The organism is Chondrinema litorale (assembly GCF_026250525.1).
Lineage (GTDB): Bacteria > Bacteroidota > Bacteroidia > Cytophagales > Flammeovirgaceae > Chondrinema > Chondrinema litorale.
The window spans coordinates 1,965,046-1,979,185 of record NZ_CP111043.1 but is presented as its reverse complement, the minus strand read 5'-3'; the positions used below and the strand labels follow the sequence as shown (position 1 = coordinate 1,979,185).

Genomic DNA, 14,140 nt, shown 5'->3' with positions numbered 1-14,140 from the left:
TTTAGGTTTGGAGCGGCTTTTATAAAATTTAGAAAATGATAGTAAAAACAAAAAAATATCAGTTAGACAACAAAACTTATATTTCTATAGCTTTAAAAAATGTAATGCTGGAATTTTGGTGGGTGTGGATAGTACCAGTGGTAGTTATGCTCATTCCATTGTTTGTTGAAGGAGCTTTAGGCTGGTGTTTAGGTATTTCAATTACATTAATAGTTTTGTATGTTCTATTTTGGCTAATTCAGTTTGCCGGAGTAACACAACTAGAACAGAATAAGATATTATTTGAAAAGCTTGCTTATGAAATTGATAGCAGGCATATAATGATTAAACTGGATAGTAAAAGAGGTATGCCAGTAACTTGGGATACTGTAAAGAAAGTAAAGAAAGGAAAAGATTACTTCTTGTTCTTCTTATCAAAAGTTCAGTTTATTTATTTACCCAACAAAGTTTTTAGAACCGAAAATGATGTTAAGTTTGTAGAGACTATTGTTAAAAGAAAAAAACTACTTTAAACGAATGTTGCTTTTCAAAGCATAATGGATCAAAATATACTACTAGTAATAATATCACTTATTTTTTCAGGATTCTTTTCTGCGATTGAAATAGCTTTTATATCTGCTAATCGCTTGCATTTAGAGTTATTGCGTAAAAAAAACACCTTAGCAGGAAGAATCGTTGCTAAGTTTGTAGACCGGCCATCCTATTTTATATCAACCACATTACTGGGGAATACAGTCGCATTGGTGGTGTATGGTTATTATTTTGCTTTAATTTTAGAGCCATCTTTAGAGGCAGTTTTACATAGCACCTTCCCATTACTCTCAGAAAACACATCACTTACACTAGTGCTAATTCTTCAGACAATTCTGTCTACATTATTAGTACTAGCAACAGCAGAATTTTTGCCTAAAAGTCTCTCTTTAATTAACCCAGACGACTTTTTAACTGCGGCAGCCATCCCAATGAATATTATCTACAAGCTTTTGTATCCGATAGTATTTGTGATTGATTGGTTGTCTAAACAGCTAATTGCGAAGCTTTTTAAACTAGAATATAAAGAAGTAAAACCTGCATTTGGTCTTACCGATTTAAACATCTATATCGAAAGAGTAAATAATGTTATTGCAGGCAACGAAAGTGAAGCAGACGGTAACCCTGAGGTAAACAAAGAGATTTTTAGTAATGCATTAGAATTTAAAAAGATAAAGGTGAGAGATTGCATGATTCCCAGAAAGGAAATTGTAGCAATTGAGTATGAAGATGATATAGAAGAGCTTTCTGATGCATTTACTTCAAGTGGACATTCAAAAATTCCGGTTTACAAAAAATCGATAGACAATATAGTTGGCTATTGCCATCACCTTGAGTTATTTAAAAAGCCTCAAAGCATTGCTAGCATTATGACGGACATTATCATAGTGCCTGAAACTATGCTGGCTAATGAGCTAATGGTGAGGTTTATTAGTGAGAGAAAGAGTATTTCATTGGTTGTAGATGAATTTGGAGGTACATCTGGTATTGTAACCATCGAAGATATTATAGAAGAGATTTTTGGTGAAATTGAGGATGAATACGATGACTTAGAAGGTTATAAAGTAAAAAGACTGGATGACAGCAATTTCCTTCTAAATGCAAGAAATGAAGTTGATAGACTAAATCAGGAATTTAACTGGCAAATTCCAGAGGGTGATTACGAAACACTGGGAGGTTTTATATTATATCTACATGGAGATATTCCAGAAATCGGAGATCAGATAGATGCAGGCCATCTGCTTTTTACTATAAAATCTATGGAAGATGCCAGAATAGATATGGTACAACTTACTGTAATTGATAGAGAGAAAGCTAATTAAGTTTTTTATCATCGTTATAAAATATTTTAAATCAGGTATTCCACATTTTTAGAATCATCTGGTTATATAGAAATCCCCTGAATCGTATTATAACCAATAGCGGAGTGCTCATGAAGAAAATTTTGATTATTCAGACTGCATACATTGGTGATGTAATATTGGCAACTCCACTAATAGAGAATCTAAAAAATCATTTTAATGATGTAAGCATAGACTTTTTGTTGAGAAAAGGGAATGAGTCTTTGCTAAAAAATCATCCGGTTATAAACGAGGTGTTAATCTGGGATAAGAAAAAAGACAAAAATAGAGGCCTTTGGAAGCTTTCAAAGATTATAAGAAAAAGAAAGTACGATACAGTAATAAACCTGCAACGTTTTCTATCTAGTGGCTTAATGGTTGCTTTTTCAGGAGCAAAAAAAGTAATCGGATTTGATAAAAACCCAATGTCGTTTATGTTTTCAGACAAGTTGCCTCACTTAATTGGAGAAAAAATACAAACTAGCTTTGTGCACGAAACTCAACGAAATCTCTCTTTATTAGCACCTCTTGGTATTAATAATATTGAAGATCACCGACCTAGATTATATCCATCACTATCAGACAGAGAAAAAGTAGCAGTTTATAAAGAAGATGATTATATCTGTTTAGCACCTACTTCAGTTTGGTATACCAAGCAATTTCATAAAGAAGGTTGGGTAGATTTTATTAAAAATCTAGATTTTGAAGGGAAAATATATCTTTTAGGAGCTTCATCAGATTTTGATGCATGTGAGTTAATTATAAATGAAGCAGCTAAATCTAACGTGGTTAATTTGACTGGTAAGTTGAATTTATTGCAATCGGCAGCTTTAATGGAAGGAGCATTAGTAAATTTTGTGAACGATTCGGCTCCCATGCACTTGGCATCTTCAGTGAATGCACCTGTTTGTGCTATTTATTGTTCTACTGTTCCCGATTTTGGTTTTGGTCCTTTAAGCGAGTTTTCTAAAGTAGTTGAGGTGAAAGAAAAATTAGACTGTAGACCTTGCGGGTTACACGGTTATAAAACTTGTCCCCAAAAACATTTTTCATGCGCAAAAGGTATTCAAACTACACAGTTGCTTGAGGTTTTTGAAAAAGCCAAAGCTTATCATAACTAACTTTTTATAGCTTTTTCAGAGAGTATTTGTTTGTAAATCTCTAGTGTTTTTAGAGCTGTTTGCTCTTTACTAAAGCTATGCAAATGTTTAAAAGCACCAGAAACAATATCCTTTTGTAAATTTAAGTCTGCAAATACTTCCTTTACATTTTTCGCCAAAGTCTCAACATCTTTTATTGGCGCAATCATTCCTGTTTTTTTATGAATAACCATTTCTGGAATACCACCAGCAGCAGTGGCAACAACCGGAACTTTAGATGCAAATGCATCGAGAATACTGGTTCCTAAACCTTCTGTTTCGGAAGTCATAAGAAACAGATCGAGAGCAGGTAAAACATCGGGTATGTTATTGATAAAACCTGTTAGCGTGAAATTTTCTGTAAGTTGTTTTTTTTGAATATAGTTTTCTATCTCACCTTTGAGTTTGCCTTTTCCTATAATACAGAAATGCAGGTTTTTATTCGATTTTAATAAAATATCAGCAGTATTTATAAATGTGAAGTAGTCTTTATGTGGTGCTAAAGCTGAGGTATTTCCAATAATTATTTTATCAGTTGGAATATTAAACTGTGTATGTAAGATCGATTTATTTACACTTTCAGGATGGAATTTGTCAATATCAATACCGCTATGTACGGTTACCAGTTTGCTGCTGTCTTTTATCCCTCTGGCAGTGATATCTTTTATGGCATCAGAAACGCAGATTATTCTTTTTATGCCATCAAAGTTGTATTTAAATTGAGATAATTTCCCCTGTTTTACAGGAAAATCAACCCTTCTACTTAGAACTAAATTAGCTTTTGCTCCTAGCAAAGTAGCTATTACACCAGCACCGTGCGATTTACTACTGTGCATATGTAAAATATCAGCCTGAAACTCATTGCAGATATTTTTTATTTTTAAAGCTGTGCCTGGAGCATATTGGTGTGAAAAGTTTATTGCTTTGTAAGGGATGTGCTCCTGAATACAAAAATCTTCAAAAGGACTCCCTTTTTTGCAAGCAACCATTACATCTACATTCAGTTTTTGCAGCTCGGTTATTAAGTAAGCTATTTGTTGTTCTCCTCCTCTCCAACTAGCTTCTGAACTTAAATGCAATACTTTCATCTTGTTTTACCTTCAGTTTTTAAATTAAATTAGCAATAATTTAATGCTACGAAGGTAAAAAGCTTTTTTTACGTAGTTACTGGAATGATAAATTTTATTTACTCATCAAAGTCTTTTTGCACAGATGCTTTTTTCATGGTTTGATTAATCATTTGGAGTGTAGCCATGTGCATTTCTGCTTCGTTTACATAAATGCCATCTGGATTGCTTTTAATATAATTTCTAAATGCTTCGGTGGTGCCAGTTGCACGAGTTTTTGCCCAAATCTGATCTTCAGAGGTAATTTCTGTTTTTACAGGTTTTTCTACAGGTGTTGATTGAATGCTATTTAACTGTGCTTTTAGAAAAACTACTTCTGCCAATAATTCTTTGTGTTTTCCAAGATGTTCTGAGTTTTTCTCCTCCAAATTAAAACATCTCTCATTAGCCTGTAAAAGCATCTCTTTTAAATTCAAGTTTTCACTTCTGAGCTGGTTAATGCAGTTGTCTTTTTCACCCTGAATAAATTTCTCAGCATGAAGTGTTTTTTCATGCTTCACCATTCGCTCTGCCAATTGTTCCTGAATTATATTAAGCAAGCTTATAGTGTTTTCCAACTGGTCTATTTGCTCTAAGTGATTTTGTTTTTCAAACTCATAACTAGTGATTAGAAGTTCTTTTTCTCTCTCGTTTTCAGAAATTGTTTCTTTATTTTCAAGCTTTAATTGCTCGAATTCTAACTGCAAAAGAGATAGCTTTTCTTGAAGTGCTTCAATCATAGAAACTTCTCCATCATTCCCTGTCTGATTATTCTCAGTTGGAAGTTTAGAACTTAATTTGTTTTCAAGACTATTCAATTGTATATCTTTTTCTTTGAGTTGTTTCTGGAAGTCGAGTAAGTCTTTTTTTAGATCTTCTAAATCTGTTTTTTCTAGTTCTATGGCTTTTCTCTGTTGTTGTAATTCAAACAACATTTCAGATTTCTGATCTTCAAGTAATCTATAGGTTTTTCCTACTTTTTCGGCAAAAGCATCTCGTTGTTTCTGGTCTTCATCTTTTTCAGTCATAAAATCCAGAATAGCTTCTTCCAGCTTTTGCTTCTCATCTTTTAAAAGATCTTGCTCTTTTAACTTAATATTTTGTTTAAATAACTCCTCAGCTTGTTTTTTATATTTACCAGTATCGAAAAAGTCTAGGTATAATTTATAAGCCGAAGGAATATTTGAGTCTTTAATTTTTAGCCAGAAAGCATCTTCTAATTTCCCTTTTTCTTCCTCAATAACATTATTTAGTAGATATTGGTAATCTTCGTTGTATTTGTTAAAATGATTTTTTGAGGCACTTTCTTGCTCAGTATAATCATGATTAATAGAAAAGTGGTTTTCTATTTCAGAGAAATTAAAAATAGAAGTTTCTGCAATCTCTTTAATCGGAATAACATCATTCATTACCGCTTCTTTTTGCTTTTTCTGGCTTTTTTCATTTTCAGATAATTGTACCAGAGGTAATTTATATTCTTCCAATTGTGAGAGAAATGCTAAGCTTTCATCAATCCACTGTTTACAATTTAATTCTTCTTCAGATTCGATGTATTTCGTTAAAACTTCAGCGAGAGAAGAACTTAAAACAGTATTGTTATTTTGATATATATATGTCGAAGTGGTATTCTCAGGAGAATTGACAATGAATTTTATATCAGAGAAATCTTTTAATAATTCATTTATTCTAAGCTGTGCTTCAGTTACACCGCAAAGCTGAATTGCTTCTGAAAAATAAATGGTATCTAGTACCACACAGATATTCGATGTTTTTGACTCAATATCTTGTAGTAAAGACTTAAGATTAATGCTTTCAGCAAAACCAGTTTGTTTTGGTTTATAAACAGGTAAGTGCAACTCTCCATTTTTATCTAATAACACGCCTGTAATATAAATTAATGTGCTTCCAGCAAAATCATTCGAATTTACAGTATTTGAAAGTTCATCAATATTAAAAGGGGCATTGTGCAAACAAAGCTTACGATTGTTTTTTTCTTCTGAGTAGAGATCGTAAATCTGTTTAGAACTTCTGCTCACTTCTTTAATTCTGAAACTACCTTTAGATGCTGGTAGTTGATCTGAAGAAATTAGTAAAATATTACTGCAATCGGAAACGGAAAAATTATGCATGTTATCTAGTCGAAAAAAATTAAATATGGACTGGCTAAACTGTTTAGATTAAATAGCGCTAAATAGATTAATCGGATTATTTAAGGTATCAGTCGTTAAAAAAATGTTATTTTTTGGGCATAACGAAAAACTCTAAAAAAAGGTATGTGAGCTCTGTAATTGAAGTTAAGAATATGTGAGGTTACAATTAATATGAAAATATTTCGTGTTGAAAGTTACCAAATAGAGTAGATGCACTTTTTAAGTACTTTTTAATGGAAATACCTATTCTTTCAGATCTTACACTGATTCTTGGAATAGCAGTGATGGTGATTTTAGTGCTACATCGTATCAAATTACCAACAATTATTGGCTTTCTAATCAGTGGTATCATTTGCGGACCATATGCACTACATTTAATCAACTCAGAAGCTGAGGTGGAAACACTTTCAGAGATTGGGATTGTAATGTTACTGTTTACAATTGGTCTAGAATTTTCTGTTTCGGGTTTAGTAAAAATACGAAGAGCAATTTTTATTGGAGGCTTACTCCAGTTGGTATTAACTATTGGTGCATTTACAGCCCTTTCTTACTATTTTAGTTACGATTATTTGCCTATAGCACTCTTTTTAGGCTTTGTATTTAGCTTAAGTAGTTCTGCCATTGTATTAAAATTGCTTCAAAATAATGGCGATATCAAAAGAGATCATGGCAAAGTAATTCTGGCTATACTTATTTCTCAAGATATTGCTGTAGTACCTATGATGCTTACCTTTCCGCTGTTGATGGGTATGGCAGAAGACTTAATGACAGAAATACTTGTATTAGCAGGAAAGATTGTTGGTGTGTTTATTTTCATTGTGGTTAGTATGAAGTTTATTATTCCACACCTACTTTATCAGATTGCCAAAACCAAGAGCAAAGATTTGTTTATTGTAGGCATTATGGTATTATGTTTTGCCATAGCCTGGGTAACCTCAAAAGCTGGTCTATCTTTAGCATTAGGGGCTTTTCTTGCAGGTTTAATGATTTCAGAATCAAAATATGGATATGAGGCGGCGGGAATTATTTTACCTTTTAAAGAGATTTTTACCAGTATCTTTTTTGTGTCTATCGGGATGATGATGGACTTAAATTTTCTCTGGCATAACCTTTTATATGTGTTGTTATTTACTGTGCTTACCATGTTTATTAAAGCATTAATTGGAGGCATAGCAGCAGCAGCACTACGCAAACCACTTAAAACTGTATTGCTTACAGCTATTAATATATGTCAGATTGGTGAGTTCTCTTTTGTATTGATGAATTCAGGGTCGGAGTTTGGTTTATTACCAATCGAAATACATCAGTATCTATTGGCTGTTGCTATATTAACTATGGCGATTACACCAGTATTAATGACTTTCGACCAAAAAATCTGTAATGGGATTATTAAAATTTTGCCGGTAAGCAAAAGGATGAAAGTGAAGTTGTTTGGAGTGCCAGCCAAAAATTCAGCTTACAATGTAGAAGAACTCAAAGATCACATTGTAATAATAGGCTATGGTCTAGCAGGCCAGAGTTTGGCGCATTGTGCACTAGCTTCTCAAATTCCTTATGTAATTATTGAACTTAACCCTAAAACGGTAGAAGAAGCTGCAAAAGCGGGTATTCCAATAATCTATGGAGATGCTTGTACAGAAGAGGTTTTACACCATGCCAATATAGACAAAGCCAAAGTAGCGGTTATTACAACTATTGCTACAACTAAGGCTGCTGAAATCACCTATCACCTCAGAAGGTTTAATGAGAATTTGCAAATAATTGCTCGAACCAAACAGGTAGAAGAAATGGACAATCTACGCAGACACGGAGCTGATAACATCATTGTAGACGAGTTGGAATCTAAACTAGAAGCTATTATGATGGTAATGTCTATTTATAATGTGCCCAAAGAGCATATAAATGAGTATACCTCCGCAGTAAGAGATTTAATTTCCTGAAATTTTTTAAGCTCTACAAATCTTTTACAAGACATATAAATGAATTTTATGTGCTTATATGTTATGTAATAATTTAATAATTCGTATTTCTTGGTGCGTCTATATAACTTTGCGAAACTGCCTGTATAGGAAGCGATTATATAGATGTCAACTACAATGGACGACAATAAGCAAGAAGCAAAAAAAAATAAACTCAATAAAAAGTCTTTCAAGAAGCTACTGGGTATCTACCGATTTATGTTACCCTACCGTGGATGGTTTATTCTAGGCTTAATAAGTCTTGTTTTTTCAAGCACAATTTTATTGGGATTCCCCTACTTAACCGGCAAGCTGGTTGATACATCACTCGGTAAAAACGACTGGGTTTTAAAAGGGATAGATGATATAGCATTAGGACTAGTAGCAATTCTTATTTCACAAAGTTTTTTCTCTTTCTTAAGAATCTACTTTTTTGCACAAGTGAGCGAAAGGTCAATGGCCGATATTAGAAAAGGCCTCTACGAAAAATACATGACTTTGCCAGTAAGTTTCTTTGATTCACACAGAACTGGAGAGCTTTTTAGTAGAATTACCGCAGATATTTCTTTACTGCAAGATACTTTTAGTGTAACACTTTCTGAATTTATAAGACAGACCAGTACGCTTTTTATCGGTATCGGAATTCTGTTTGTAACCAATCCTAAGCTTACACTTTTTATGTTGGTTACCATTCCGATTTTGGCAATCAGTGGTTTTGTGTTTGGTAAGTTCATTAAAACTTTATCGAAGAAAACACAAGATGCTCTGGCAGAAGCTAACATTATAGTGGAAGAAACTCTTCAAGCAGTAAGCACAGTAAAAACCTTTACAAACGAACGCTTCGAGACGAATCGATATAACAGATCGATAAAAGAAGTGGTTGATCTAGCTTTAAAAAATGGAGTGTACAGAGGTGCATTTGTGTCTTTTATCATTTTTGCATTACTAGGTGGCATTGTACTGGTGTTGTGGTTTGGAGCAAGTATGGTAGAATCTGGCGAAATCTCTTTTGGCGATCTGGTTACCTTTATTTTGTATACCATGTTTATTGGTGGTTCTATTGGCGGTTTGGGAAATATATATGGCTCACTACAAAAAGCAGTGGGTGCTTCAGATAGAGTTTTGGATATTTTAGAAGAAGACACTGAGTTAAATGTAGCTACTATTGATAATAGTACGCAAAAGAGGTTTGAAGGAAGTATTAATTTTGATAATGTAACTTTTGCTTACCCGACCAGAGAAGATGTAGAAGTATTAAAAGGCATCACATTTAAAATTGAACCGGGTGAAAAAGTAGCTTTGGTTGGACATAGTGGTGCTGGTAAATCTACCATCGCTCAATTAATTCTAAGGTTATATCATAACTATAATGGGTATATAGGTATTGATGGAGTTTCTATGAATGATTATACCTTAAATGCTTATAGAAAAAATATAGGTATTGTACCACAAGATATTGTATTATTTGGAGGGACAATTAAAGAGAACATTGCCTATGGAAAAATTAATGCTACTGATGAAGAAGTGAGAGAAGCTGCTCGAAAAGCATATGCCCTCGATTTTATCGAAAGTTTTCCAGAAGGCTTTGATACAGTTGTAGGTGAAAGAGGCTTGAAACTATCTGGCGGACAGCGACAAAGAGTTGCAATTGCAAGAGCAATTCTTAAAGATCCAGCTATTTTAATTTTAGATGAAGCAACGAGTTCGTTAGATGCAGAGTCAGAAATATTAGTGCAACAAGCAATTGAGGAGTTAATGAAAAACAGAACTACAATTGTAATTGCTCATAGATTGGCAACCATTAGAAAAGTAGATAAGATTTTTGTGATAGATAAAGGACTAATGGTTGAATCTGGAACTCATAACGAGTTGCTAGCACTTGAAAATGGCATTTATAGCAATCTGGTAAAACTTCAGTTTGATCTGGCAAATGGTTAATAAACTCAATTAACCATTTGTTACATTTTGTGTGTAATCGTGTTTTACATCAATGTGGTATTTGTATTTTCCTGTTAAATCATTGCCCTCAGTATTTAAATCAATATTGCCGGAACCGATGTAGTTAAAATGCTTTTTTCTCCAACTACCATCTTTTTTCTCCATAAATAAAGTAATTTCTATAGCTTCTCCTTTTGGTGTAAAAACTTCTCCTGTTTCGAAGAGTACTCCACCGCCTACATTTTCTTCTAGTTTTCTCCTGCGTGTAACTCTAAATTTAGGCTGCTCTCCTCTTGAATTATGGATAATAGGCACTTGTGCAATATTGATGTCGTGTGATTCATTTTCTACTTTGTAGAAAGCAAGTACAAGATAATTTCCTGTGAAGGTACAAGAGTTTAAGTCTGTACTTACAATGCATGGGCTTTCCACAGTATATACTTTTTTAAGCCATTGCAAGTCATACTTTTGAACAAAAAACCAGATTTCTATTTGTTCATCTTTTATCTGGCTACCAACATAAATTTTATCGAAAACTGATCCCTTGCCATCGCAATCTTGAGGTTTGTTGCGAATTACTTTTACTGTGGGCTTTAAGTCTTCAGGATCAGTAAAAGAGCTTAGCAAGCAAAGAAAGATGATATATATTATTGATACTTTGTAATTAGCCTCCATACAAAAAAGAAGATAGTATTTTTACGAAATGTTCGATACTATCTTCTATATGTATGTTTTACTATAATTATTGCGAATCTTCACATTAATTTAGATATTAAAATGGATTCGCTAAAACTTGTGAAGTTCTACTATTATCTAACTACACTTCCGTTGTTTACTTTCTTTCGTGGAGTCATAAATGATAATGAACCATCTCTGTCTTCAGCCATTAAAATCATACCCTGAGAGGTAATTCCTTTAATTTCTCTAGGTGCAAGATTTACCAATACACTTACTTGAAGACCAATAATTTCTTCAGGTTTAAAGAATTCTGCAATACCACTTACAATGGTGCGAGTATCTATTCCTGTATCTACTTTTAATTTTAAAAGTTTCTTAGTTTTAGCTACTTTTTCTGCATGTAAGATGGTACCAGTTCTGATATCCATTTTTGTGAAATCATCAAAACTTACAGCTTCTTTAGCAGGTGTTGCAGGTATTGATGCCAGTTTAGCTTTTTCCAATTTTTTAACCTGCTGTTCTACTACACTATCTTCTATTTTATCAAATAAAAGCTCAGTTCTTCCCAGTTTATCATATGGGAAAAGTATATCCATTTTGCCTGCTAAATTCCATTTTACATTTTTCATTCCCAACATAAACTGAATCTTCTCAGCAGTATCAGGTAAAAATGGTTGTAGAATAACACCCAGATTTGCTGTAATCTGAAGGCAAATATTCATAATGGTTTTTACTATATCAGGATCTTGCGCAAATAGTTTCCAAGGTTCAGTATCAGCCAAGTATTTATTACCAATACGAGCCAGTTGCATTGCTTCTGCTAGCGCATCTCTAAATTTATATTGCCTAATTAGGTTTTCAATTTTCTCAGGAATTTCAGCTACCATGTTTACAACATCTTGGTCGTATTTTACTAGCTCACCTCTTACAGGAACTTCGCCATTAAAATACTTATGTGTTAGTACCATAGTACGGTTTACAAAATTACCAAGAATTGCAACTAGTTCACTATTGTTTTTAGCTTGGTAATCTTTCCAAGTAAACTCACTGTCTTTATTCTCAGGAGCAATGGTTGTAAGTACATAGCGAAGTACATCTTGCTTTCCAGGAAATTCTTTTAGATATTCATGTAACCAAACAGCCCAGTTTCTTGAAGTAGAAAGTTTATTCCCTTCTAAATTTAAAAACTCGTTTGCGGGTACATTATCTGGCAATACAAAACCATTTCCATAGCTCTTTAAGATGATAGGGTTAATAATACAGTGGAAAACTATATTATCTTTTCCTATAAAATGGATGAGCTTGGCATCTTCACTTTTCCAATAATCTTCCCAGTTTTTGCCATTCATGTTGGCCCACTCTTTAGTAGCAGAAATGTAACCGATAGGTGCATCTAACCAAACATATAGTACTTTCCCTTTGGCTTCTTCTAATGGTACTTTTATACCCCAGTCAAGATCACGTGTCATGGCTCTGGCTTGTAAACCACCATCAATCCAAGATTTACACTGACCTAATACATGCTTTTTCCATTCTTCAGGGTTGTGATGTTGTTTATTATCTAAAATTCCTTCTTCAATCCATTTCTTAATCCAACCCTCATGATTCTGCATTGGCAAATACCAGTGCTTGGTTTTCTTAAGTATTGGCTCACTTCCTGTTAAAGTAGATTTCGGATTTATTAAATCAGTAGGGCTTAGTGAAGAACCACAGCTTTCGCACTGGTCTCCATAAGCATTCTCGTTACCACATTTAGGGCAAGTTCCGGTAATATATCTATCGGCTAGAAACTGCTCAGCTTCTTCATCATAGTACTGTTCAGATTCAATTATATCAAACTCTCCTTTGTCATTTAATACAGTGAAAAAATCTTGAGAAGTCTCATGATGGATTTTGGCTGATGTACGGTGATATATATCGAAAGCAATTCCAAACTCCTTAAAAGTATCTTTATTCAGTTCGTGAAACTTATCAATAATTTGCTGAGGACTAACTCCTTCTTTTCGTGCCTTAATGGTAATTGCCGCTCCGTGTTCGTCACTACCACACACAAATACTACATCCTCTTCTTTCATTCTGAGAAACCTCACAAAGGTATCAGCAGGAAGATATGCACCAGCTATGTGACCGATATGTAACGGTCCGTTAGCATACGGTAAAGCAGCAGTAATTGTATATCTTTTTTTATTATTTGAGTCCATCAGAATGAGCTTATTGCTTATAAAATTTTTGCAAAATTAAAAAGATAATTTTAAGCCTTAATCTAATTAAGAGAAAAATGCATAATCTTTAAAAAAACATACATGCATTTTTGCATTATTTAATCAATTAAGGGTATAAAAATTATACTCTTTGAAAATGTTTGAGTCTTATTACTTCTTTTTCAGAAAGATATCTCCAATTTCCACGCGGTAAATCCAATTTGGTAAGACCTGCAAAAACAGTTCTGTCTAGTTTAACAACTTCATATTTGAAGTGGGCAAACATTCTTCTTACAATTCTATTTCTACCAGAATGCAACTCTACACCAAGTTTTTTTCTGTCGTCAGAAATAATATTAATCCCATCCAAATCTACTGGTCCATCTTCCAATTCAAATTCTCTGTGTACTATGGTATCGTAATCTGTATTAGAGATCGGTTTATCTAGTTCTACGTGGTAAATTTTTTGGGTTTTACCAGAAGGGTGCGAAAGCTTTTTTGCCAGATCACCGTCATTAGTCAACATAATTAATCCCGTAGTTTCTTTATCGAGTCTACCTACAGGATAAATTCTTTCTTCACAAGCGTTACTAACCAAATCCATAATAGTTCGTCTGCCTTTTTCGTCAGACATGGTGGTAATAAAACCTTTTGGTTTATTTAGTAACACGTATACAAAGCTCTCTCTTTTTAGGAGTTTACCTTGGTATTTAACTGTATCAGTAGTAGATACCTTGTATCCCATTTCTTTAACTACCTTACCATTAACCGTGATTTTTCCATCGGTTATCAATTGGTCAGCATCTCTTCTCGAACACACTCCTGAGTTTGCAATGTATCTATTAAGGCGAATTTGATCACTTCCTTTTTCCTCTTCTTCCTTCTTTATTGCCTTAACATATCTTTCGCCATATTCAGGTGGCTTGGGCTTGGAAAACTTCTCGTTTTTCTTTTTAAATACAGGTTTTGACTTGCCTTTTTTTTCAAAAGCAGGTTTATTATCCGCATTTTTCCCCTTTCTGAAACTTGTAGGTTTTCTTTTATTCATAACTTTTAGAATATTCCTGCAAATTAGCCAAATTATTTTCCCAAAACCGCT

Annotated in this window: 10 protein-coding genes; 5 read left to right on the top strand and 5 right to left on the bottom strand. The window is 33.5% G+C overall.

Features of this window, described 5'->3' with window-relative positions; all coding sequences use genetic code 11:
* Positions 1-35: 35 nt before the first annotated feature.
* The 3 genes from OQ292_RS08210 to OQ292_RS08200 all read left to right on the top strand — a co-directional run bounded on the left by OQ292_RS08210 (position 36) and on the right by OQ292_RS08200 (position 2,992).
* Positions 36-512 (top strand): YcxB family protein, encoded by a 477-nt coding sequence (locus OQ292_RS08210; protein ID WP_284685576.1) that lies wholly within the window; start codon positions 36-38, stop codon positions 510-512.
* 24 nt (positions 513-536) lie between these two features.
* A complete protein-coding gene (locus tag OQ292_RS08205) occupies positions 537-1,853 on the top strand; it encodes a hemolysin family protein (RefSeq protein ID WP_284685575.1) in 1,317 nt (438 codons plus the stop codon).
* A gap of 110 nt (positions 1,854-1,963) precedes the next feature.
* Positions 1,964-2,992 carry a glycosyltransferase family 9 protein gene (locus tag OQ292_RS08200; protein ID WP_284685574.1) on the top strand — a complete coding sequence of 343 codons (1,029 nt, stop codon included), beginning with the start codon at positions 1,964-1,966 and terminating at the stop codon, positions 2,990-2,992.
* On the opposite strand, the gene OQ292_RS08195 is transcribed toward OQ292_RS08200, so the two are convergent.
* Positions 2,989-4,098: a glycosyltransferase family 4 protein gene (locus OQ292_RS08195; RefSeq protein WP_284685573.1), complete on the bottom strand. Its 1,110-nt coding sequence runs from the start codon at positions 4,096-4,098 to the stop codon at positions 2,989-2,991. The two genes, OQ292_RS08200 and OQ292_RS08195, sit on opposite strands and share 4 nt — an antisense overlap.
* A 98-nt stretch (positions 4,099-4,196) precedes the next feature.
* Positions 4,197-6,245 (bottom strand): coiled-coil domain-containing protein, encoded by a 2,049-nt coding sequence (locus OQ292_RS08190; protein WP_284685572.1) that lies wholly within the window; start codon positions 6,243-6,245, stop codon positions 4,197-4,199.
* Positions 6,246-6,499: 254 nt separating this feature from the next.
* Here OQ292_RS08190 and OQ292_RS08185 point away from each other — a divergent pair, with 254 nt between their 5' ends.
* On the top strand, positions 6,500-8,206 hold the full coding sequence (locus OQ292_RS08185; protein WP_284685571.1) for a cation:proton antiporter: 1,707 nt from the start codon (positions 6,500-6,502) through the stop codon (positions 8,204-8,206).
* A 144-nt stretch (positions 8,207-8,350) separates the two neighbouring features.
* Positions 8,351-10,162: an ABC transporter ATP-binding protein gene (locus OQ292_RS08180; RefSeq protein WP_284685570.1), complete on the top strand. Its 1,812-nt coding sequence runs from the start codon at positions 8,351-8,353 to the stop codon at positions 10,160-10,162.
* A gap of 9 nt (positions 10,163-10,171) precedes the next feature.
* Here OQ292_RS08180 and OQ292_RS08175 read toward each other — a convergent pair whose 3' ends face one another.
* The 3 genes from OQ292_RS08175 to OQ292_RS08165 all read right to left on the bottom strand — a co-directional run bounded on the left by OQ292_RS08175 (position 10,172) and on the right by OQ292_RS08165 (position 14,089).
* Positions 10,172-10,837, bottom strand: a complete 666-nt coding sequence (locus OQ292_RS08175) for a hypothetical protein (RefSeq protein ID WP_284685569.1) — start codon at positions 10,835-10,837, stop codon at positions 10,172-10,174.
* A gap of 134 nt (positions 10,838-10,971) precedes the next feature.
* Entirely contained in the window at positions 10,972-13,041 is a 2,070-nt protein-coding gene (gene metG, locus OQ292_RS08170) for a methionine--tRNA ligase (RefSeq protein ID WP_284685568.1), read from the bottom strand.
* 142 nt (positions 13,042-13,183) lie between these two features.
* On the bottom strand, positions 13,184-14,089 hold the full coding sequence (locus tag OQ292_RS08165) for a pseudouridine synthase (RefSeq protein ID WP_284685567.1): 906 nt from the start codon (positions 14,087-14,089) through the stop codon (positions 13,184-13,186).
* Positions 14,090-14,140: the final 51 nt, after the last annotated feature.